At 41.8% G+C, this 22,413-nt stretch carries 19 protein-coding genes and 1 riboswitch; of the genes, 10 read left to right on the plus strand and 9 right to left on the minus strand.

Translation table 11 applies throughout. From position 1 onward, the window contains the following. Positions 1–53: 53 nt before the first annotated feature. The 3 genes from CEF22_RS14695 to CEF22_RS14705 all read left to right on the plus strand — a co-directional run bounded on the left by CEF22_RS14695 (position 54) and on the right by CEF22_RS14705 (position 2,823). Positions 54–1,412, plus strand: a complete 1,359-nt coding sequence (locus CEF22_RS14695; RefSeq protein ID WP_100403438.1) for an alanine/glycine:cation symporter family protein — start codon at positions 54–56, stop codon at positions 1,410–1,412. A gap of 473 nt (positions 1,413–1,885) precedes the next feature. After that, complete coding sequence (locus CEF22_RS14700; protein ID WP_094836313.1) at positions 1,886–2,107, plus strand: DUF1128 domain-containing protein; 222 nt, start codon at positions 1,886–1,888, stop codon at positions 2,105–2,107. 221 nt (positions 2,108–2,328) lie between these two features. Further along, positions 2,329–2,823 carry a C40 family peptidase gene (locus tag CEF22_RS14705; protein ID WP_100403439.1) on the plus strand — a complete coding sequence of 165 codons (495 nt, stop codon included), beginning with the start codon at positions 2,329–2,331 and terminating at the stop codon, positions 2,821–2,823. A 68-nt stretch (positions 2,824–2,891) separates the two neighbouring features. Here CEF22_RS14705 and CEF22_RS14710 read toward each other — a convergent pair whose 3' ends face one another. The 4 genes from CEF22_RS14710 to hmpA form a co-directional block, all read right to left on the minus strand. Continuing rightward, complete coding sequence (locus tag CEF22_RS14710; protein ID WP_100403440.1) at positions 2,892–4,274, minus strand: IS1182 family transposase; 1,383 nt, start codon at positions 4,272–4,274, stop codon at positions 2,892–2,894. Positions 4,275–4,391: 117 nt separating this feature from the next. Next, positions 4,392–5,168 (minus strand): flagellar motor protein MotB, encoded by a 777-nt coding sequence (gene motB / locus CEF22_RS14715; protein WP_100403441.1) that lies wholly within the window; start codon positions 5,166–5,168, stop codon positions 4,392–4,394. Continuing rightward, a complete protein-coding gene (gene motA, locus CEF22_RS14720) occupies positions 5,161–5,952 on the minus strand; it encodes a flagellar motor stator protein MotA (protein WP_100403442.1) in 792 nt (263 codons plus the stop codon). Before motA ends, motB begins: the two co-directional genes overlap by 8 nt. A gap of 137 nt (positions 5,953–6,089) precedes the next feature. Further along, entirely contained in the window at positions 6,090–7,268 is a 1,179-nt protein-coding gene (gene hmpA, locus CEF22_RS14725) for an NO-inducible flavohemoprotein (RefSeq protein WP_100403443.1), read from the minus strand. Positions 7,269–7,434: 166 nt separating this feature from the next. Here hmpA and CEF22_RS14730 point away from each other — a divergent pair, with 166 nt between their 5' ends. Together CEF22_RS14730 and CEF22_RS14735 are read left to right on the plus strand one after the other, a co-directional pair. Further along, positions 7,435–7,884: an RrF2 family transcriptional regulator gene (locus CEF22_RS14730; protein ID WP_100403444.1), complete on the plus strand. Its 450-nt coding sequence runs from the start codon at positions 7,435–7,437 to the stop codon at positions 7,882–7,884. A gap of 77 nt (positions 7,885–7,961) precedes the next feature. After that, a complete protein-coding gene (locus tag CEF22_RS14735) occupies positions 7,962–9,200 on the plus strand; it encodes an aminopeptidase (RefSeq protein ID WP_100403445.1) in 1,239 nt (412 codons plus the stop codon). A 157-nt stretch (positions 9,201–9,357) separates the two neighbouring features. Here the strand turns inward: CEF22_RS14735 and CEF22_RS14740 are convergent, their stop codons facing one another. Then, positions 9,358–10,263, minus strand: a complete 906-nt coding sequence (locus tag CEF22_RS14740; RefSeq protein ID WP_100403446.1) for a LysR family transcriptional regulator — start codon at positions 10,261–10,263, stop codon at positions 9,358–9,360. Between the two features lie 92 nt (positions 10,264–10,355). Continuing rightward, entirely contained in the window at positions 10,356–11,306 is a 951-nt protein-coding gene (argF, locus tag CEF22_RS14745) for an ornithine carbamoyltransferase (RefSeq protein WP_100403447.1), read from the minus strand. 188 nt (positions 11,307–11,494) lie between these two features. Between argF and CEF22_RS14750 the strand changes: the two genes are divergently transcribed. The 3 genes from CEF22_RS14750 to mreBH all read left to right on the plus strand — a co-directional run bounded on the left by CEF22_RS14750 (position 11,495) and on the right by mreBH (position 13,966). Further along, positions 11,495–12,004, plus strand: coding sequence for an acyl-CoA thioesterase (locus CEF22_RS14750; protein ID WP_094834211.1), 510 nt, complete (start codon positions 11,495–11,497; stop codon positions 12,002–12,004). A 227-nt stretch (positions 12,005–12,231) separates the two neighbouring features. Next, positions 12,232–12,699, plus strand: a complete 468-nt coding sequence (locus CEF22_RS14755) for a hypothetical protein (protein WP_157843245.1) — start codon at positions 12,232–12,234, stop codon at positions 12,697–12,699. Positions 12,700–12,958: 259 nt separating this feature from the next. After that, positions 12,959–13,966 carry a rod-share determining protein MreBH gene (gene mreBH, locus CEF22_RS14760; RefSeq protein WP_100403449.1) on the plus strand — a complete coding sequence of 336 codons (1,008 nt, stop codon included), beginning with the start codon at positions 12,959–12,961 and terminating at the stop codon, positions 13,964–13,966. A 51-nt stretch (positions 13,967–14,017) separates the two neighbouring features. Here mreBH and CEF22_RS14765 read toward each other — a convergent pair whose 3' ends face one another. The 3 genes from CEF22_RS14765 to CEF22_RS14775 all read right to left on the minus strand — a co-directional run bounded on the left by CEF22_RS14765 (position 14,018) and on the right by CEF22_RS14775 (position 16,596). Further along, positions 14,018–15,100 (minus strand): nitric oxide synthase oxygenase, encoded by a 1,083-nt coding sequence (locus CEF22_RS14765; RefSeq protein WP_100403450.1) that lies wholly within the window; start codon positions 15,098–15,100, stop codon positions 14,018–14,020. 87 nt (positions 15,101–15,187) lie between these two features. After that, positions 15,188–15,592 (minus strand): PaaI family thioesterase, encoded by a 405-nt coding sequence (locus tag CEF22_RS14770; RefSeq protein ID WP_100403451.1) that lies wholly within the window; start codon positions 15,590–15,592, stop codon positions 15,188–15,190. A gap of 101 nt (positions 15,593–15,693) precedes the next feature. Further along, the gene (locus tag CEF22_RS14775; RefSeq protein ID WP_100403452.1) at positions 15,694–16,596 is read right to left on the minus strand and encodes an EamA family transporter; all 903 of its coding nucleotides are present in this window, start codon (positions 16,594–16,596) and stop codon (positions 15,694–15,696) included. A 219-nt stretch (positions 16,597–16,815) separates the two neighbouring features. Continuing rightward, positions 16,816–16,926: riboswitch (SAM riboswitch) on the plus strand. A gap of 75 nt (positions 16,927–17,001) precedes the next feature. Between CEF22_RS14775 and CEF22_RS14780 the strand changes: the two genes are divergently transcribed. Continuing rightward, on the plus strand, positions 17,002–18,867 hold the full coding sequence (locus tag CEF22_RS14780) for a bifunctional homocysteine S-methyltransferase/methylenetetrahydrofolate reductase (RefSeq protein ID WP_100403453.1): 1,866 nt from the start codon (positions 17,002–17,004) through the stop codon (positions 18,865–18,867). Next, positions 18,845–22,288 (plus strand): methionine synthase, encoded by a 3,444-nt coding sequence (gene metH, locus CEF22_RS14785; RefSeq protein ID WP_100403454.1) that lies wholly within the window; start codon positions 18,845–18,847, stop codon positions 22,286–22,288. The genes CEF22_RS14780 and metH overlap by 23 nt, the downstream gene beginning before the upstream one ends. Positions 22,289–22,413: the final 125 nt, after the last annotated feature.

Here is a 22,413-nt window from a genome sequence, read left to right on the forward strand (position 1 = left end):
TAGCTAGTTTTTTCAGAATATTCTTATATAATATTAAAAAAGGGGGGAAAAGTATGAATCAGGAAAAACTTCTTGAAGTGCTAAATAACATTAGCGGAATGATTTGGGGACCACCACTTCTTATCTTATTAGTAGGTACAGGTATTTATTTAACGATTCGTCTCGGATTTTTACAATTGAAATTGCTCCCATATTCATTGAAGCTCGCCTTTAGCAAAAGTCAGGATCATCAATCCGAAGGGGATATTTCCCATTTCCAAGCATTAATGACCGCACTTGCTGCCACAGTTGGTACAGGGAACATTGTCGGTGTCGCTACCGCGGTGTTAATTGGAGGACCCGGAGCGATTTTTTGGATGTGGATGAGTGCCTTTTTTGGTATGGCTACTAAATATGCAGAAGCTGTTTTAGCGGTTAAATATCGCGTGCAAGATGAAGACGGCGAAATGTCCGGTGGGCCAATGTACTATTTAGAACGAGGATTAAAGCAAAAATGGCTTGGTGTCCTGTTTGCTATATTCGGTGCGATTGCCGCCTTTGGAATCGGCAACCTCGTACAGGCAAACTCCGTCGCAGGTGTTGTCAATTCAACATTTAACATTCCTGCATGGGTAACGGGTCTAGCTCTCACTATTTTCACGGCGTTAGTTCTGTTAGGCGGAATTAAAAGCATCGGAAAAGTGACGGCGTTTTTCGTACCAATTATGGCTGCCTTTTATCTTTTGGCAGGTTTAATCATTTTATTGATGAACATTAGTGACATTCCAGCAGCCTTTGCTCTTATTTTCTCTGACGCTTTTACTGGAAATGCAGTAGCTGGTGGTGCAATTGGTGCTGTCATTCGTTACGGGGTAGCTCGTGGGGTATTCTCCAATGAAGCAGGTCTCGGTTCTGCTCCAATTGCAGCTGCAGCGGCAAAAACAGATATGCCAGCCCGTCAAGCACTTGTCTCTATGACACAAGTATTTATCGATACAATTGTAATTTGTTCTATTACAGGATTGACGATTGTTCTTGCAGGTCAATATAATACTGGTCTTGAAGGTAGTGAGCTAACAACAGCTTCCTTTGAAATGTTCCTTGGTTCCGCTGGTTCCTATGTCGTTGCCCTTGGCCTATTATTCTTTGCTTCCTCTACGATCATTGGCTGGTCTTATTACGGCGAAAAATGCTTCTCTTATTTATTCAGCAAAAAGGTTGTTAAATATTATCGCCTTGCTTTCGTTATCGCTGTCTTTATAGGAGCTATCGCAAAACTGGATGTCGTTTGGACCTTCGCTGACATTATGAACGGCTTAATGGCATTCCCTAACCTAATCGGCCTCGTCGGCTTATCCGGCGTCGTCATCCACGAAACAAAAAATGTACTAACAGCCATCAAAGAAGAAAAAACAAAAAAAATGAGCGCTTAAATCGAAAAGCGGAAGGCGCCGTTTAACGACGTATGAACTGGAACGAGCCGATCGAGATAAAGGAAACACGATGAACGTAGTGAATCGATGTTGACTTATCGCAAGGAGGAACGTGGAAGTTCACTAGTCGTTGGCGCTTGGAGCTAGACAAATCGAAAAGCGGAAGGCGCTGTTCAGTGGCGTATGAACTGGAACGAGCCGAAAAGTCGAAGAAATCTCTCGTAAGGTCAAAGAAAGTGTTCGTAAAGTCAAAGAATGGTTTAAAAGATTGAAGAAATCTCTGTATAGTCGAAGAACTTACTCAGAACATCGAAGAAATAGCGACAACATTGTAGAAAACGTTCGTAAGGTCAAAGAAAATCCGCTATCAACTATCTAGAGCTTCTTGTTCACGCGAGATTAAACACCACATTGACAAGAAGCTCAAATAATGAAATGATATGAAAAAATGATTCGAGAGGATGAAGAAAATAGTGGATCTTTCTGTAAAGTCGCCTGAGAATATTGAGTTTATGATTGAGCAAATTACAACTAAGTTGCGGATGGTGAACGTGGGAGCGATTAAACCTGATCATTTTGGCGAAGCTTCTTATGAAGATTTGCGAGATCTTTATGAGATGGTACAGCGAAAAAGTCATTTCAGTCCAAGTGAAATGCAGGCGATTGCGGAGGAACTTGGCAATTTAAGAAAATAATCTGTTCAGAACAAGTAATATAGTCTACGAGAATCTGTTGGGTCTAACTCCTTAGTTAGGCCCTTTTTGTTATATAAAGCCATTCTACTAGCATAAAAATAACCCAAAACAACAAACATTTTTTCCCAAAAATTAAAGACTTTTCATTTAATTTATGATAGAGTAATATATGTAATTTGAATGTAATATTTTTGTAAATTTTGAAATGGGGGTTTTTTCAAATGAAGAAAAAGTTTTTTGCTTTTGGATTGGCTACGGCGATGGTCTTCTCTGCAGGTACTAGCGTATTAGGAGCAGCTCCAGCAACTAAGGTACCAGTGCAACAAATCACAAAGGAACAACAAATTAAAAACATCGTTGCTTATGCAAAGAAACTAAAAGGCACACCTTATAAACAAGGCGGTACAACAACTAAAGGCTTTGATGCTTCTGGTTATGTTCACCATGTATTTACTAAAAACAAAGTGAAACTAGCGCGCAATTCAGCTGATATACAAAAACAAGGCACAAATGTAGAGCTAAAGAAACTTAAAGAAGGCGATCTAGTATTCTACAACACAACAGGTAAACCTAGCAAAAAAGCTAGCTTTGTAGGTATTTATATTGGAAAAAATCAATTTATGGGCGTAACAACTAAAAACGGTGTCTCTGTTATTGATATGAATAATAAGTACTGGAAATCCAAATACTTAGGTGCGAAACGCATCATTAAATAAGAACGAAAAAAGATGATGTCAATGAAAATGCCAAGAATTTTGTTGGCATTTTCCTGTTTCTATTTGTTTTACAAAGGCATTTCTTCTATAATTTGATGTGTGAGATGTAAGCCGACTTGCTTAAGTGAGCGAAGTTTGGCCCATTTTTTCAAGTTTTGTATGATGGCGGTCATCAAAACTTGCGTTTTCACCTTTTGAACTCCACGGTAACGCGCATAGCGCAAACCGTGGAGTTCTTTACTATGGGCAAAACTCAGTTCAACTGTAGAGGGGCGAACAGAGCGAAGAATCTTTCCTCTAGGCGACAAGCGCTGTTCTCTTAATTGATTATAAACCTCTTGATGAATGGAGATACGTAGCACGCGATCTTCGTTTTCTTTTTTCGCAAAAGGACAAGATTGGCAACTTCCTTTTGGGGGCTTGAATTCATGATAGCCTTGCCGATTCGTTGTTTTATAATAAAACGGGACACCACATGGACAGGCATAGAGATCCTCGTTCACCTGCTTAAACTGATAACGACGACACTTAGGGTGGTCTTTCGTGGCGAATCGACGATAAGACATATAAACAAAGAAGTCCCGTTTAAACAATTTTGGGGCAAGAGTGGCATTGTAGTACCCGGAGTCTAAAGCGATTTCTTTCGCATATTGCCCAAATAAGTTCTTTAACTGATCGACTTGTCCAATCAATTGACGATGTCCTGGCACATTCGCCGCCGTGACATCTGTGGCGACGATAAAGTTATGAAGCGAGTCCACTACCCGATGCTCAAAATAGGCAAAACGTCCGCGCGCATCGTGTTTCACAGATAAACGTGCATCAGAATCGACCGGGCTTACATTTGTTTGTTTTTCCTCTATTTTCGCATCTTTCGCTTTTAGAGGTTTTTTCCCACGACGCGCACGCTGTTCATTAATGATCGCTAAATCTTCTTCTTTTTCTTCTATAATTTTCTCTTCTATCCAGGTTTCGCGAACCCGCTTATTCGCATTGGCTTTTAATTCTGTTTCATCGGCGACCCATGTTTCGTTCGCGATAAATCCTTCTTTATGAATGAAACGAAGGCAATGATGAAAAAGCTCCTCCCAGAACGTCGCATTTTGTAGACGCTGTGAAAGAAACTTAGAAATCGTCGAATGATCTGGAATCTTTTCTTGTGGAGAAATACCTAAAAACCAGCGATACGTGGCATTCTGTTGGACTTGACGACAGGTAAAGCGAACGGAACGAAAGCCTTCTATATACTGAATCAGTAAGATTTTCACTAACATGATCGGATCTTTTGTAGGTCGACCGATACGATGCGGATAAAATCCTTCCAACTGTCTCGTGACAAAATCCCAGTCCATGACTTGGTCCATCTTTACTAAATGATGTGAAGCATCATACATCATTTCATAATACTTTCGATTCTCCGCAATCTCTTGTCTGGAATAAGTAATGTACATGAAAAACTCTCCTCGCTTCCTTTGATTCACGAGGAGAGTTTACCTAGGATTTCGCAATTTGTCCATTGTCTAGGTTGTTTTTCAACAGTATGAAAAAACTGAACCCTATTCTCGGGTTCAGTTTTTTGCTGGAGGCGTATTATTTTCTTTTCCTCCCTGTGGTAAAATCAATATTTCTACTCGGCGGTTTTTGGCACGCCCTTCTGCTGTTTCATTAGATGCAATCGGTTGGTATTCGCCGTACCCTTTCGCACTGAAAAGACGTGGATCGAGCTTTTTATTCTCCAATATGACTTTCATAAAGTTAACGGCGCGCATCGCACTTAATTCCCAGTTAGATTGAAATTGCTCGTTTTTAATCGGGATATTATCCGAATGACCACTAATGATAATATTACGAGGAATATCCATTTCGAGTAATCGAGAAATCTCTCGAGCAGCTTGGCGATTTTCCTCTCTCACTTCAGCAACTCCGGAATTAAATAAGACGTTGTCGCGAATCCGCAAAAGCAACCCTTCACCGCTCAAAGTTGTCTCTACTTTATTTTGCAAACTATTCTTCTCGATGTATTCAGCCATTTTCTTCTGCATTTCGGATAGTTCTTTTTGGTCTTTCGCACCTAATCCACTTAATTTTCCTTCTTGTGATTGATTTTTAGGATCATTCATCGTCTCTGACGGCGTTGTACTTGGATAATCCATCACACCGGCCCCACCTTGAAAGACCTCATTAAAAGCTTGAGACATCGTTTGAAATTTTTTCGCATCAACAGAACTCATGGCGAACAATACGATAAAGAGTGCTAATAAGAGCGTCAATAAATCTGCATATGGAATGAGCCAAGATTCGTCCACGTGTTCATGCTCATGTTGTTTCTTTCTCCCCTTAGCCATTGGCCCCCACGCCTTCTTCTAATAATTTTTTCTTTTCTTCTGTTGGCAAATAAGAAGCGAGTTTTTGTTCCAATACGCGTGGTGCTTCCCCTTCTAAAATGGAAAGAACCCCTTCAATCATCATTTCTTTCACTTTCACTTCCTGCTTGGATTTGCGCTTTAATTTATTTGCAAATGGATGCCATAATACATATCCCGTAAAAATCCCCATCAATGTGGCAACAAAGGCTGCAGAAATAGCATGCCCAAGACTATCGGTATCGTTCATATTTCCAAGAGCAGCAATTAATCCAATAACCGCTCCAAGCACCCCTAATGTCGGTGCGTATGTACCTGCTTGTGTAAAAATACCAGCTCCTGCTTGATGTCTTTCTTCCATAGCAGCTAACTCTTCATTTAATACATCACGAATATAATCCGCACTTTGACCATCGACTGTTAAGCTAAGTCCATTTTTTAAAAACGGGTCATCAACTTCATTTGTTTTTGACTCAAGTGCTAATAACCCTTCCTTACGAGCCAATTCTGCCCAGCCCGTAAATAGGGTGATGACCTCTTGTGGTGTCATCAATTGCTGTTCTTTAAATAAAATCCCGAACAGCTTAGGTACCTTCTTCAGTTCACTGGCAGGAAAGGCAATCGTGACAGCCCCAATCGTTCCAAGAATGATGATGAGTAATGCTGCAGGATTCACAAGGACAACTGGACTAACCCCCTTGAACACCATCCCTACTCCTACCGCAACAAGTCCTAGAATTATTCCAATAATTGAGCTCTTATCCATACTTTTTTCACCTTATCATTTTTATTTTATATTTCTTTTATCGGATTAAATTTGAAAATTTACATACGTTTTTTACTTAAAATCATAAACAAGACAAAAAAAAGAGAATGCCCTCCTAGACATTCCCTTTTCATATATTAAGCTTGCAAAGATACCGCTGGTCCAAAGAATTCGTATCGAATCTGCTCATCACTGATGCCATTTTCTTTTAGTTGACGAATCATTGCTTCCATAAACGCTACTGGTCCACATACATAACAAATGCTATCTTGGTGCACCACTTCTTTTAAAAATTCTTTGCTAATGTAACCATCTGTTTGTTCGTATTTCACATACGCCTGTCCATTTTCTAGCTGTTCCATCAATTGTTTTGTGTCTTCTTTAAAAGGATGTACTTCTTCATTGCGAGAAGCATGAATAAAAGTGACTGGTTGAGCACTTTTTTTAGCTGCTAATGTTTCAAGCATACTCATCATTGGTGTAATGCCTACTCCTCCGCTAATTAAAGCGACAGGCTTGTCGCTGTCCATATCTAAATAGAAATCGCCAGCTGGTGCACTTACTTCAACGGTATCGCCAATATTCACATGATCATGTAAATAATTAGACACCTTGCCTTCAGGTTTTTGCTCCATTTCTTTTTTAACAGAAATGCGGTAGTAATCATCATGAGTAGGTGCAGCGGATAAGCTATATTGACGGTTTAAAGTATATTCTTCCCCAGGTATTTCAACTTGGATCGTGATGTATTGACCTGGTAAATAAGCTGGTAGGTTAACACCATCTTTTGGTTTTAAATAGAAAGATGTAATAACGGAGCTTTCCTCTTTTTTATCAACGACTTCAAATTGTTTAAAGTCCATCCATCCCCCTGGCTGTTCGCTTGCTTCTTTATACATTTCTGCTTCTACATCGATGAACACTTTCGCAATGACACCGTATGCTTCTGCCCATGCATTAATAATTTCATCTGTCGCTGCTTCACCAAGCACTTCTTTAATCGCCTTTAATAAATATTCTCCGACGATCGGATAATGCTCTGGTTTCACTGCCAAACTGCGATGCTTATGACCAATTTGTTTCACCGCTGGAACAAGAACTTCAAGTTGATCAATATGTTTCGCTGCTGCATACACTGTATTTGCTAAAGCCGTTTGCTGACGCCCTTTCTCTTGGTTGGCATGGTTAAAAATATTAAGTAATTCTGGATGATCAGCAAACATTGTTTTATAAAAATAAGTAGTAATTTCTTTTCCTTTTACTTCAAGTACTGGAGCTGTTGCTTTGACAATTTCAATTGTTTTTTCAGATAACATAATGTGCCTCCATTAAAGTAGTATTTTAAATACATCTTATTTATACAGGATGCTCACAACAAAAGCAATATATAAAATACATCTTTAAAGAAATGTTCACATTTCTTTGAGAAGATAGAGCGCGTAGTATATAATGGAAATATTATAAGATTCGTGGTGAATATTTATGAGACTAACGCTTTACACCGACTATTCTTTACGTGTACTCATTTATTTATCCTCTAAAGAGCAAAATGAGCTTGCTAATATTAAAGAAATTGCCGAAGCTTATCAAATATCTAAAAATCACTTAATGAAGGTTACGTATGAGCTTGGCAAAATGGGGCTTATTGAAACGATTCGTGGACGCGGCGGCGGCATTCGTTTGGCGATGCATCCGAAAGAAATTAACATCGGACAAGTGGTGCGGCAAACAGAGGATGACTTTCATTTGGTCGAATGTTTTAATAAGGAAACAAATCAATGCGTCGTTACTTCTGTTTGCGGACTGAAGCATGTCCTTTTTAAAGCATTGCAAGCCTATCTCGCTGTCCTCGATCAATATACGCTACAAGATATTGCTGGTGACCCTGCTATTTTAAAGAGCTTATTCGAGAAAAACCCCGAAGAGTCATGAACTCTTCGGGGTTTTTATTTGCCATCTGTCTGTTTATTGATACAATTATGAAAACAACTATTGCGAGGAGAATGTATATGACAAACTTTCAACAAACATTAGAAAAATACGCAGAGTTAGCTGTTAAAGTCGGCGTCAATATTCAATCAGGACAAACGTTGGTCATCAACGCATCTACTGACTCAACAGAATTCGTTCGCTTAATTGTGAAAAAAGCGTACGAAGCAGGCGCGAAGCACGTTCATGTAGAATGGAACGATGATGCCGTTACTCGATTAAAATATGACCTTGCTCCTGATGAAGCGTTTCATGAATTTCCTAAATGGCGTGCACAAATGCTTGAAGAGTTAGCTGAAGAAGGGGCAGCTTTTATGTCTGTCATTTCTTCTAGCCCTGATTTGCTAAAAGGCGTGCAATCTGAACGAATCGCCAACTCTCAAAAAGCAAGCGGACAAGCATTGAATAAATACCGTCAATTCATTCAATCAGATAAAGTGAGCTGGTGTGTCGTTGCCTCTCCATCCGAAGCGTGGGCGCAAAAGGTATTCCCAAACCTCCCTCAAGAAGAGCAAGTTCCAGCTTTATGGGAAGCAATTTTCAAAGCAGTACGTGCAGATGTTGATCAACCAGTGGAAGCTTGGAAGCAACATGACCAAGCGCTGCATACAAAGGTGGATTATTTAAATAGCAGACGTTACCAGTCACTTCACTACACAGCACCAGGTACAGATTTAACGATTGATCTGCCAGAGGGTCACTTATGGGTCGGGGCTGGTAGCATCAATGAAAAAGGGCATGAATTTATGGCGAATATGCCAACAGAAGAAGTGTTCACTGTTCCTCATAAAACAGGTGTCAACGGTCACGTAGCTAGCACGAAACCATTAAGCTACGGCGGCAATATCATCGATGAATTCACAGTTACATTTGAAAATGGCCGCATTACAGAAGTGACAGCTAAAGAAGGCGAAGAAGTATTGAAGAAGCTCGTAGAAACAGATGAAGGTTCCCATTACCTTGGAGAAATTGCACTCGTACCGCATCACTCTCCAATTTCCGAGTCAAATATTCTTTTTTACAACACGTTATTTGATGAAAATGCCTCAAATCACTTAGCGATCGGCAGCGCCTATGCCTTCTGTATTGAAGGCGGCAAAACGATGTCTCAAGAAGAGCTCGAAAAGAATGGTCTAAACACAAGCATCACCCACGTTGACTTTATGATTGGCTCCGAACAAATGAACATCGATGGCATTACAGCTGATGGACAAAAAGAACCAATCTTCCGTAACGGCAACTGGGCGGAAGGAATTTAACATAGAAAGCCGGGACTGTCCGAAAAGTGATTTTTCAGCCCGGAAATTAAAAATAGCAAAAGCCAAGAATGCCGTAAAATCAACATTCTTGGCTTTTTATTTTCGGTGCTTTTTACTCGAAAATTGACTTACTGGACAGCCCCGGCTTTTGCTTTAACTAAAAGCTAAATTGATTCAAGCGCTTGTAGTAATCGATCAAAAAGTGGTAAAACATTTTTTCTGATGGCGGCATCTCTCTTGCTGTTGTAATGATGACGCCAACGGTTCTGGCAATTGTCGGCACACTAATCGGGAGGCTGACAGTCCCAAGCGGTGTTTGGTCTACAAGCAATGTTTCCGGTAGCAATGTCACTCCAAGCCCCGCTTCAACCAGCCCTTTAATAGTGTAAATATCTTCACTTTCAAAGCCAACATGCGGTTCAAAATTGACTTGTTGACACGCTTCAAGAACAAGCTTTCTCATATCATACCCGGTGCGGAACAAGACAAATTGATCATCCTTCAGCTCTCTTAAATTGACTTTTTCCTGTTTAGCTAACGGATGTTGGCTCGGTAGAAGCACTCGCATTCGCTCTGAAAAAAAGACATGAGTGTCGATGTTGGCTGTTTTTTCAGGTACTGGCGACACGAAAGCTAGGTCGATCTCTCCTTCTTGAACTAATTCTTTTAATTCTTTGTTGGAGCCTTGATGAAAGTCGAAGCCGATATCTGAATATTGCTTTCGAAAAGCGGAAATCACTCGTGGTAATGTCTTTGTTGCTAACGAATTCGGAAAACCGAGCCGGATTTTTCCTTTCTCTGGATTTAAATAATCATTGACTGCGGCTACAGCTTTATCGATCTCATTCATCGCTGATTCGATATGCTGTAAAAATATTTTCCCGGCATAAGTGAGTTTGACATTTCTTCCCTCACGTAAAAATAATTCGACGCCAAGCTCATCCTCTAGTTTGGCAATTTGTCGACTGACAGCAGACTGAGCAACGTGCAAACGATAAGCCGCTTCGGTTACATGCTCTTCTCTCGCCACTTCCATAAAGTATTTGATTTGACGAAGTTCCATGTCTTCACCTCTTACAGTGCTCACTAATTTTATTTTCTATTGTACCACCAAAACGAAAAAGACCGGACATCTTACTGTCCGGTCACTCGCTATTATTTTTTCATTAAGCTATAAAGTACCGCTTTTTGAGCATGCATCCGATTCTCCGCTTGTTGGAAGACGACGGACTTTTCTCCATCCATCACACTCGCTGATACTTCTTCTTCGCGATGAGCAGGAAGGCAATGCATAAATTTGCAGTCTTGATTTGCCGCTGCCATGAGTTGATCGTTCACTTGGTAAGGAGCAAACACTTGCAAGCGTTCTTTCGCCTCCTCCTCCTGTCCCATACTCGTCCAGACATCCGTATAGATGAAATCGGCTCCTTTTACGGCTTCTAACGGATTTTCAGTAAATGCCAATTTTGCCCCTGTTTGCTCGCTAATTTTTTGTGCGAATTGTACGACTTGAGGATCAGCTTCATATCCTTTTGGTGCCGTTAATGTGAAATCCATGCCGACCATTACAGACGCAATCATTAGTGAATGAGCCACATTATTTCCGTCTCCTACATACACCATTTTATTTCCTTTAAAACCGCCTTTAAATTCATAGACCGTCAATAAATCAGCTAACGCCTGACAAGGATGATATAAATCTGTTAAGCCATTAATGACAGGAATACTCGCCGCTTCAGCCAATGCCTCAATTCTTGAGTGGCTATGTGTACGAATCATAATTCCATCTAAATAACCAGATAACACTTTTCCTGTATCTTCAATCGTTTCACCGCGTCCTACTTGCAAATCATTCGAGCTTAAAAACATCGCATTCCCGCCAAGCTGAAGCATCGCTGCTTCGAAAGAAACCCGCGTACGAGTCGAATGCTTTTCAAAGATCATTCCAAGAATTTGTCCCTTTAAGCTATCGAAGTATTTTTCCTTATTTTTTTTCATATCATCTGCTAATTCGATCAGTGCTGCTACCTCTTCAGAAGAAAAATCCATTAACTTTAAAAAGTCTAGTCCATACATATTCCCTATCTTCACTGTTTGAGTCCCCATTCATCTCTCACCTTTCTATTTAAACGTTATTCACGTAATTTATATATTTGAGCTTATTAATATTTATACATTAAAAAGAATTAAAATACAACTATAATTTCAGAATTCTTTCACTTTTTATAAAAACGACAGATTTGTGTCTGTTTCATGTATACTAATCCGTAGACATAATTGAAGAGGTGACAGCAATGAGAGAACAAAGATTAATGAAAGATACATTATCTATAAAAACAAGCTACGTGCTTCCTCCTGATACGAACCACCACGGTACGCTATTTGGTGGAAAATTAATGGCTTACATTGATGATATTGCTTCAATCACAGCGACGAAATTAGCAAGAAAACCTGTCGTTACCGCTTCTACCGATTCTGTAGACTTTTTGAAGCCGATTCGTGTTGGTGATGCCGTCACATTAGAAGCGATGGTTTCTTACACAGGAACGACGAGTATGGAAGTATTTGTGAAAGTGTTATCAGAAAACTTATTAACAGGAGAATCATCGGTTGCCGCTCTCTCTTTCCTAACCTTCGTTGCCTTAGACGAAAACGGCAAACCAGTTCCTGTTCCTGAAGTTGTACCGGAATCAAAAGAAGAAAAATGGCTAAACGAAACAGCCGCTAACCGTGCTGAACATCGGAAGGCCCGTAAAAAATATAGCAAAGAATTGGCTGACTTCTTCGCAAACGGAGAAAAATAAGCCAATCACTCCAACAAGCCGCCTGAAAGATGATGTTTCAGGCGGCTGTTTTATTGAAAAAATGATGATAAAGCCGAAGAACGATCTCGTAAGGTCAAAGAAGTGAGCAGAACATCGAAGAAAGCACCGGCAAGGTCGAAGAAACATGCAGAACATCGAAGAAAGCACTGGCAAGGTCGAAGAAACATGCAGAACGTCGAAGAAAACACTGGCAAGGTCAAAGAAACATGCAGAACGTCGAAGAAAGCACCGGCAAGGTCGAAGAAACATGCAGAACGTCGAAGAAAGCACTGGCAAGGTCGAAGAAGCAAGCAGAACGTCGAAGAAAGCACTGGCAAGGTCGAAGAAGCAAGCAGAACGTCGAAGAAAGCACTGGCAAGGTCGAAGAAGCAAGCAGAACGTCGAAGAAAGCACTGGCAAGGTCAAAGAAACATGCAGAACGTCGAAGAAAGCACCGGCAAGGTCGAAGAAACATGCAGAACGTCGAAGAAAACACTGGCAAGGTCAAAGAAGTGAGCAGAACATCGAAGAAAGCACTGGCAAGGTCGAAGAAACATGCAGAACGTCGAAGAAAGCACCGGCAAGGTCGAAGAAACATGCAGAACGTCGAAGAAACCACCGGCAAGGTCGAAGAAACATGCAAAACATCCAAGAAAGATCCCACCTCCTCGATCCATCTCACACTTTTTTCCTAAGCATATATATCCTCCTATCATAAAATAAACACAACAAGCCAAACTATAGAGACGGCACTATTCTGTAACAAATATTAATTTTTAATAACAACACTCATGGGATCTTTATCCATAACCACTTAGACCTTTGACCTGACTACAACACAAAACCGTTATAATTCACATCAATTTGTAACATCTATTTTTCCATACATTGTCCCCTATACAGGCATCTTTTTCCGATCCATACTTAAAGGAGTTAATATTGGAGGTATATGTGATGTTTGGACAAGCAGAAATTGGGATTGATTTAGGAACTGCTAACCTATTAGTTTACAGTAAGGATAAGGGGATTATCGTCAATGAACCGTCTGTTGTGGCTATTGATCAACAGACAAAAAAGGTGTTAGCGGTTGGCTCTGATGCGAAGGAGATGATTGGGAAAACACCAGGTCGCATTATTGCTACTCGTCCAATGAAAGATGGAGTCATTGCCGACTTTGATATTACATCAGAAATGCTTAAAGGGTTGATGCAAAAAGCAAGTAAAGAAATTGGCTTAAATTTGCGAAAACCGACTGTTGTCGTTTGTGTCCCTTCAGGAGCGACTTCCGTAGAAAGAAGGGCGATTGAAGATGCGATTAAAAGTAGCGGAGCGAAGGAAGTGCACTTAATCGAAGAGCCTGTTGCGGCTGCGATTGGAGCTGACTTACCAGTGGAAGAGCCAATTGCCAACTTAATTGTTGATATTGGCGGCGGTACGACAGAGGTTGCGATCATTTCTTATGGTGGCATCGTGTCTTGTAATTCCATCCGCCTTGCAGGTGACAAGCTTGATGAAGATATCGTCCAATACGTCAAAAAAACTTACAACTTACTCATCGGTGAACGAACCGCAGAAAATATAAAAATGGAAATTGGCCATGCCTTAATTGAGCATCAAGAACAAAAGATGGACGTTCGCGGGCGTGACCTGTTGACTGGCTTACCAAAAACGATTGAAGTCAGTTCATATGAAATCCAAAAAGCAATTAAAGAATCACTACTGACCATTTTAGAAACGATTCGAACAACATTAGAAACCTCTCCTCCAGAGCTAAGCGGAGATATCGTTGATAGAGGAATTGTATTAAGTGGTGGCGGTGCTTTAATAAAAGGAATGCAGGAATGGGTCAGTGAAGAAATCCTCGTCCCCGTTCATGTTGCCCCCAATCCGTTAGAATCAGTAGCAATTGGGACCGGCCGCTCTTTGCACGTGTTAAAAATGTTACAAAAAGTGAAAAGCTAAAGACAAACTAAGGCTGACCTCATCGGGTCAGCCTTTTGTCCTCAGCACAAATTAATACGGTTTATCTTGATAAAAGTAGTTCGGTGTTTGAATCGTATCATCATATGGCTGGTGAAAAATGTGAGTTACAGCCGGTGAAATCGGTGGAATGAGCCACGTCCAATCTCCCGTTAATGCCCGCCCTTCCTGCTTCTCATTTTGTTCGAAAACTTTAAATTGCTGGGCTGCTGTGTGGTGATCGACAATACTGACGCCCGCTTCTTTAAAAGAATGTAACACCGCCGCATTTAATTCAATCAGTGCACGATCCTTCCAAAGTGTAGAAGCTTTGCTCGTATTTAACTCCATTCGCTCGGCAATCACTGGAAGCAAATTATATCGAAATTCATCCGCTAAGTTACGCGCACCAATTTCCGTTCCCATATACCAGCCGTTAAATGGCGCAGACTTGTATTCTAAACCGCCAATTTCTAATTTCATATCAGAAATAATGGGCACCGCATACCATTTTAAACCGAGCTCACGAAACCACGAAAATTCCGGGTGGACAAGTTCCACTTCCTTCATCAACTGACTAGGAGCTTGCTTCCACTTCGGTGACTCATTACCGATTTGTACGACCCATGGTAACAAATCAAAATCGGTTCCTTCTCCGCACCAACCTAATTTCTCACATTGTTCCGTAAATTCCACTGACGAAGGATCGCCCACAATTCCTGTCTCTGTTTCATAACCTGCATAACGAATTAATTGATGGTTCCAAAGCCGCACATCGTCTCGATTCGGCACAGTCGGCGAAAATATCGTAATGGTGGGGCGAATTTTGCCATCATTTGTGGCATAGTCAACATGCTGCTCAAGTGCTGTGAACACTTCCTCTTCCGTGCGTGCTTCCCTTTCATCAAACACATGTAGCGTTTGCCAAAACAAGCGACCGATACAACGATTGCTATTGCGCCAAGCCATTCGCGCACCATGCACTAACTCTTCATATGTATGACTATAACTTCCCGTCGTTTCAATTTGCTCCTTAATCTCTTGCAAACGTTTTGTTCGTTCCATTTCCGACTTATTTAATTCTGGGTAACATTGTTTTATAAAAGCCTGCGCATCATTCCAAAGTTGCCTATTCATCCATGATCCACCTTCAATAGATTACTTTTTACCGAAAGTATATCATTTTTTTCTTTAACAATCTTGCGACAACTTGTTGAAGAACGGTTACTTCTCTCGAATGATCTTAAACGTTCCTGTTCCTTTGCCAAGCAAACGCCCATCCGCATCTGTGATTTCCCCTTCAATAAAAGCAATTTTGTAGCCTTGCTGAAGGATGGTTGCTTCCGCAAATATTTCACCTGAAGATACACTAGCGAGAAAGTGAGTCGTTAAATTAGTCGTCACGCATTTTTCTTTTGTGACCGCCCGAAGCAGCATCCCTTGAATAAAGTCTAGCATCGTTGCATACACCCCTCCGTGCAGCGTGCCATTCGTATTCAATAATACATCTTTAATATTTAGCTTAATTTTTACCCGATCATCTTCAAACTCAACCACTTCAAAGCCAATATGCTGAAAAAATACGTTATTCTCGAAATCCTCTTTAATAAACTGTAATGTTGTCGCCATGCTCTCCCCATCCTTTCTTCGTTCCTACCTTTTTAATTCTTGAATCATATCGAAAAACCTGCAAAGATAAGAAAAAGCTACCTTATATAAGCAAGGTAGCCTTAATTCGTATACACTCTCTTCGGACGCGCCATTTTTCTTGAACGCCACTGTGGAACGGCCATTCCGATTAAAATCAATAACACCCCAGTTGTCTGCTCTGGCGTAATTTGTTCACCAAGAATGAGCATCGCTGATAAAATAGCCGCCGGTAATTCCGCCGCTCCAACAATTGTTGCCGTTCCAGAATCAATATGTGGGGTACCAATCGCAAAGAGAATCACTGGTAGAATGACACCGAACAGCGCAGCGAGTAGACCGTAGGCCCATAACCCGCCCGTGAGCGTTCCATCCACAATAAATGTAGGCGGTACAAAGAATAATACCGTCAAAAACCCTCCAACTGTAATCACTAAACTTCTTTGAATGGTCGGTACACCTTTTCCTGCTTTTCCGCTAAAGAAAATAAATAAAGCGAACGTAATCGCTGCTAAAAAACCGAACACAAGCCCTTTCGTCTGGCTCATCCAATCCATTTGACCAGAGATAAGACCTCCGGCTAACAACGTACCTCCCCAAAGAAAAACGATCGAAATCAACTTTAAATTAGATGGCCAAGCTCTTAAATAAATAGACTCAATCACAATCCCGATCCAAGTAAATTGAAACAATAGAACAATCGCCATAGAAGCCGATAATTGTTCGATACTCGTCGCATAAAACACGCCGGTTAAGCTTAATAAAATTCCAACCCCCAACAATGAGCCCAGCTGTTTCATATTTAATTTCACTCGTTTCGTAAACCACACAACCACGAATAATAACAGCAATCCAAAAAAATATTGAGCACCAGTCGCCTGTTCTGCCTGATAACCCGCATTTGTTGTCAGTTTAACTAACGACGAATGCAAGCCATAGCTACAAGCTCCTAACAATACGAATAAAGAATAACGAAGCTGATTCAACTTCTTTTCCTCCTCCAATTAATCGATCCGAATGTCAAATTAATGCAAGTATAGTCCTCTAATCCATGTTCATCAATGGCTTTTAATAAAGTTCTAAAACTCAGAAACTTCTCATTTCACATGCTATTTTCACAATATAAATTAAATAAATATTCTAAATATTCTCTTGACTCTTTCTGTCACAACCGCTATGATGTTTCTATCAATTAAATAATGTATTTCTTATCAAGAGAAGCCGAGGGTACTGGCCCTAGGACGCTTCAGCAACCAGCCGATGATCGGTCCGGTGCTAACTCCAGCAAACGATTTTATTCGTTTGACAGATAAGAAGGAATAGCGATCGTTAATGACAACGCCTTCTTATTTTTTAAGAAGGCGTTTTTTATTTTAGAGAGGGTGAATACAATGAACATTTTAGATCGATTGAAACATGAGGTGCTAACGGCGGACGGAGCGATGGGAACATTACTTTATTCATATGGAATTGACTTTTGCTATGAAGAATTAAATGTGGAAAAACGAGAAGTGATTGAACAAATTCATCTTGAGTATATTAAAGCGGGGGCCGATGTCATTCAGACAAACTCCTACGGGGCCAATGCTCATAAACTAGCACGCTATGGCTTGGAGCATCGCGTACAACAATTCAACAAAGCTTCGATGCAAATTGCGAAAAAAGCAGCATCCCCAAATGGGCGCTTCGTGTTAGGAACGATTGGCGGCATCCGCGGGATGAGAAAAAATAGCGTGACATTAACGGAAATTGAAACGGCAATTCGTGAACAAGCGGACAGCCTTTTGTCCGAACAACCAGATGGCCTCCTGTTTGAAACGTATTATGATTTTGATGAATTAACGACAGTGTTAAAAACGGTTCGTCGTCTGACCGATCTCCCACTCATTGCCCAAGTGTCGATGCATGAGCCCGGTGTACTCCAAAACGGGATGGCTCTAAATCAGGCACTTCATCATCTCGAAGGTTTAGGAGCAGACGTCGTTGGAGTGAACTGCCGACTCGGTCCTCACCATACGATTCAAGCGTTAGAAGAAGTGGTCTTGCCGGAAAAAGCCTTCCTATCGGCTTATCCAAACGCTAGTCTACTAGATGTCGAGGACGGGCGAATCGTCTATGAATCAGAAGCCGATTACTTCGGGCAAGCGGCAGTCAAACTGCGCAATGAAGGGGTTCGCTTAATCGGTGGATGCTGTGGAACGACGCCAAAGCATATCGAAGCGACGAAAAAAGCATTAGCTTCTCTCCCACCGATTACCGAAAAAAAAGTAAAAACAAAACAACCCATTATTATTAAAGAAACGACCGTTCCGCCTACTCCACGCCTACATGAAAAAGTGAAAACGGAACGAACGATTATTGTTGAACTAGATACACCGAAACAGCTAGATACCAATGCTTATATCGAAGGAGCGAAAGCGTTGCACGAAACAGGCATCGCCGCTGTTACGATGGCCGATAACTCGCTCGCTTCTCCACGAGTAAGTAACCTTGCGATCGCGTCTTTATTGAAAATGAATCATCATATTCGACCGCTCGTCCACATTACATGCCGCGATCGCAATTTGATCGGGCTGCAATCACATTTAATGGGCTTACACGCACTAGGCTTGCATGACGTACTAGCAATCACTGGCGACCCCACAAAAATTGGCGACTTCCCTGGGGCGACTTCGGTCTATGACGTATCGAGCTTAGAGCTCATTCAATTGATTAAGCGAATGAATGAAGGCATTTCTTTTTCCGGGAAGCCATTTAAACAAAAAGCCAACTTTTCCGTTGCCGCCGCCTTTAACCCAAATGTGCGTGTGCTTGACCGCGCAGTGAAGCGATTAGAGAAAAAAATCGAATGCGGAGCGGATTATTTTATTACTCAGCCCGTATTTACAAAGGAGAAAATCATCGAGGTGTACGAAGCGACGAAGCATTTGCCAACACCTATTTTTATCGGCATTATGCCTTTAACAAGTTCAAGAAATGCTGAGTTTCTTCATCACGAAGTGCCTGGTATTAAATTGTCGGATGAAACATTGAAACGCATGAAAGCTTGCGAAGGAGATCGGGAAGCTTCCGTTCGTGAAGGCGTCACCATCGCAAAGGAGCTGATCGACACAGCGGCAGAGCTGTTTAACGGCATTTATTTAATCACACCGTTCTTGCGATACGAAATGTCGCTTCAACTCATCGAATATATTCAACAGCTCGATGGAAAAACAAACGAAAGAGGGATTTCTCATGTCCAACCGACATCTAATTGAACAAGAATTAGAAAAACGCATACTCATCATTGACGGGGCGATGGGAACGATGCTTCAGCAAGCCAACTTAACCGCCAAGGACTTCGGTGGCGAACACTATGAAGGCTGCAATGAATATTTAAATATGACCGCCCCTGATGTAATTGATCGCATTCACCGAGCATATCTTGAAGCCGGTACTGATATTATCGAAACGAATTCCTTTGGCGGAACGGAGCTTGTGTTAAATGAATATGATCTCGGGGAGCATACGTATGAAATCAATCGACGTGCCGCAGAAATTGCCCGCCGATGCGCCGATGATTTTTCAACACCTGATCACCCGCGCTTCGTTGCTGGAGCGATTGGACCTACAACAAAGACATTGTCTGTCACAGGTGGCATCGACTTTGAAACTTTAAGCAAAGATTTCGAGCTCCAAGCAACGGCGCTAATTGATGGCGGTGCTGACTTAATTTTAATGGAAACGAGTCAGGATATGCTCAACGTCAAAGCGGGAACGCTCGGGATTCAACGCGCGTTTGAAAAGACAGGAAAAACGCTCCCTGTCATGATTTCCGGCACAATTGAACCGATGGGAACAACGCTTGCTGGACAAAATATTGAAGCGTTCTATATTTCGATCGAGCATATTCATCCGCTCTCTGTCGGCTTAAACTGTGCGACTGGACCAGAATTTATGACCGATCATATCCGCTCCCTTTCCGCTTTATCAAAAGGCTTTGTTAGCTGTTATCCAAATGCCGGGCTTCCAGATGAAGAAGGCTGTTATCATGAATCGCCAGACTCTTTAGCACAAAAGCTCAAAGGCTTTGCGGAAAAAGGCTGGCTTAATATCGTTGGCGGATGCTGCGGGACAACGCCTGACCATATTCGAGCGATGAAGGAAGCGGTCAAGGACCTCCCTCCTCGCCCGCGTCCAGAACATCCCCATGACCATGCCGTCTCAGGGATTGAGCCGCTTTTATACGATGACACAATGAGACCATTATTTATCGGAGAACGAACGAACGTGATTGGCTCACGAAAATTTAAACGCCTAATTATTGAAGGCAAATTTGAAGAGGCAGCGGAAATCGCCCGTGCCCAAGTAAAAGGCGGCGCCCATGTTATCGACATTTGTCTAGCCAACCCGGATCGCGATGAGCTTGAGGATATGGAAAACTTCATGCAAGAGGTCGTGAAAAAAGTCAAAGTGCCACTCGTCATCGATTCGACAGATGAAAAAGTGATTGAAAAAGCACTGAAATATTCACAAGGAAAAGCGATCATTAACTCGATTAACTTAGAAGACGGTGAAGAACGATTTGAAGCGGTCCTTCCGCTCGTCAAAAAATACGGAGCGGCGGTTGTCGTCGGTACGATTGACGAAATTGGCATGGCTGTATCTCGCGACCGAAAATTAGAAGTCGCTATTCGCTCGTATGACCTGCTCGTTAATAAATGGGGAGTTGCTCCTGAGGATATTATTTTTGACCCGCTCGTCTTCCCTGTTGGCACTGGTGATGAGCAATACATCGGTTCCGCTGAAGAAACGATTGAGGGTATTCGATTAATTAAAGAAAAACTACCAAAAGCTTTAACAGTTCTCGGTGTGAGCAATGTGTCTTTCGGTCTCCCTCCTGTCGGCCGCGAAGTACTGAATGCCGTCTATTTATATCATTGTACGCAGGCTGGTCTCGATTACGCGATCGTCAATACGGAAAAATTAGAACGTTTCGCTTCGATTCCACAAGGTGAGATCGAACTAGCGGAAAAGCTGTTATTTCATACGAATGATGACACGTTAGCCGCTTTCACCGATTTTTACCGCGATAAGAAAAAGGAGAAAAAAGAAGAAGATATTCCGAAAACGGTACCGGAACGGCTTGCTTATTACGTTGTTGAGGGAACGAAAGAAGGCTTAATCCCTGATTTGGAAGCGGCATTAACGATGTATGATACCCCGCTTGATATTATTAATGGTCCACTCATGAAAGGAATGGCCGAGGTCGGTCGATTATTTAATGACAACCAATTAATCGTCGCCGAAGTATTGCAAAGTGCTGAAGTGATGAAAGCAGCCGTCGCCTTTTTAGAACCATATATGGAAAAGAAAGAAAATGACAATGGCAAAGGAAAAGTCGTCCTTGCTACCGTCAAAGGGGATGTGCATGACATTGGAAAAAATCTCGTCGATATTATTTTAAGCAATAACGGCTTTAAAGTAGTCGATCTTGGCATTAAAGTAACACCGTCGGAATTAATTGAAGCGATTAAAAAGGAAAATCCTGATATGGTCGGTCTGTCTGGATTACTCGTCAAATCAGCCCAGCAAATGGTGTTGACCGCTCAGGATATGAAAGCGGCTAGCATTGATGTGCCGATTTTAGTTGGAGGTGCCGCCCTCTCTCGCCGCTTCACCGAGACAAAAATTTCGCCAGAATATACCGGCCCTGTTTTATACGCAAAAGATGCGATGGATGGACTATCGATTGCTAGTCGCCTGCAAAATGAAGAGGAAAAGTCACAGCTATTAAATGAACTTTCCGAAAAACAGGAAAAACGAAAAGAAATTGAAGCGTACCGCGAAACAGCAAAGCCGGCGGTTGCTGTATTAAATAAGCCGGTAAAAACAGTACGGCAAGATGCTCCTGTCTATCAGCCGCGCGACTTACGAAAGCATATTCAGCGCGACTATCCAGTTGCCCATTTAAAGCCGTATATCAATATGCAAACATTGATCGGTCACCACCTCGGCTTAAAAGGAAAAATAGACAAATTGCTCACTGAAAAAGATGAACGCGCGATTCTATTAAAAGAAACCGTCGATGAATTTTCACAAGATGGCCTGCTAAAAACCGCGAGCGTCTATCAATTTTTTCCCGCTCAATCGGACGGAGATGATGTCATCATTTACGACCCAGCGGATGCTAAAACAGAAATCGAACGCTTCACCTTCCCGCGGCAGCAAAAAGAGCCATTCCTTTGCCTAGCCGATTATTTAAAACCTGTTGACAGCGGCGAAATCGATTACGTTGGTTTGTTCGTCGTCACGGCTGGCTTCGATGTTCGTAATCAAGCCGCCAAATTTAAAGAAAAAGGCGAATTCCTGCAAAGTCATGCGATCCAGTCTACGGCGTTAGAACTTGCGGAAGGCTTTGCTGAACGCATCCACCAAGAAATGCGCGACCAATGGGGCTTCCCAGATCCCATCGACTTCACAATGAGAGAACGCTTCGCCGCCAAATACCAAGGCCAGCGCTTCTCCTTTGGTTACCCGGCCTGTCCGAACTTAGAAGACCAAACAAAACTATTTAAACTATTGCAACCAGAAGACATCGGCGTCCACCTCACCGAAGGCTACATGATGGAACCCGAAGCAAGCGTATCCGCCATCGTATTCGCCCACCCAGACGCAAGATACTTTAATGTGGAATAACGAAAGGCGAAAGCGGCTGTTTAGACTCGGCAGACATCAGGCGGACCGTCTAAGTGGTGTTTTTTGCCACATAGACGTGACGACTTATGTCCGAGAGTCTAGCCGCTGGAGCTAGACAATAACGA

Source organism: Bacillus sp. FJAT-42315, assembly GCF_002797375.1.
GTDB lineage: Bacteria > Bacillota > Bacilli > Bacillales > Domibacillaceae > Bacillus_CE.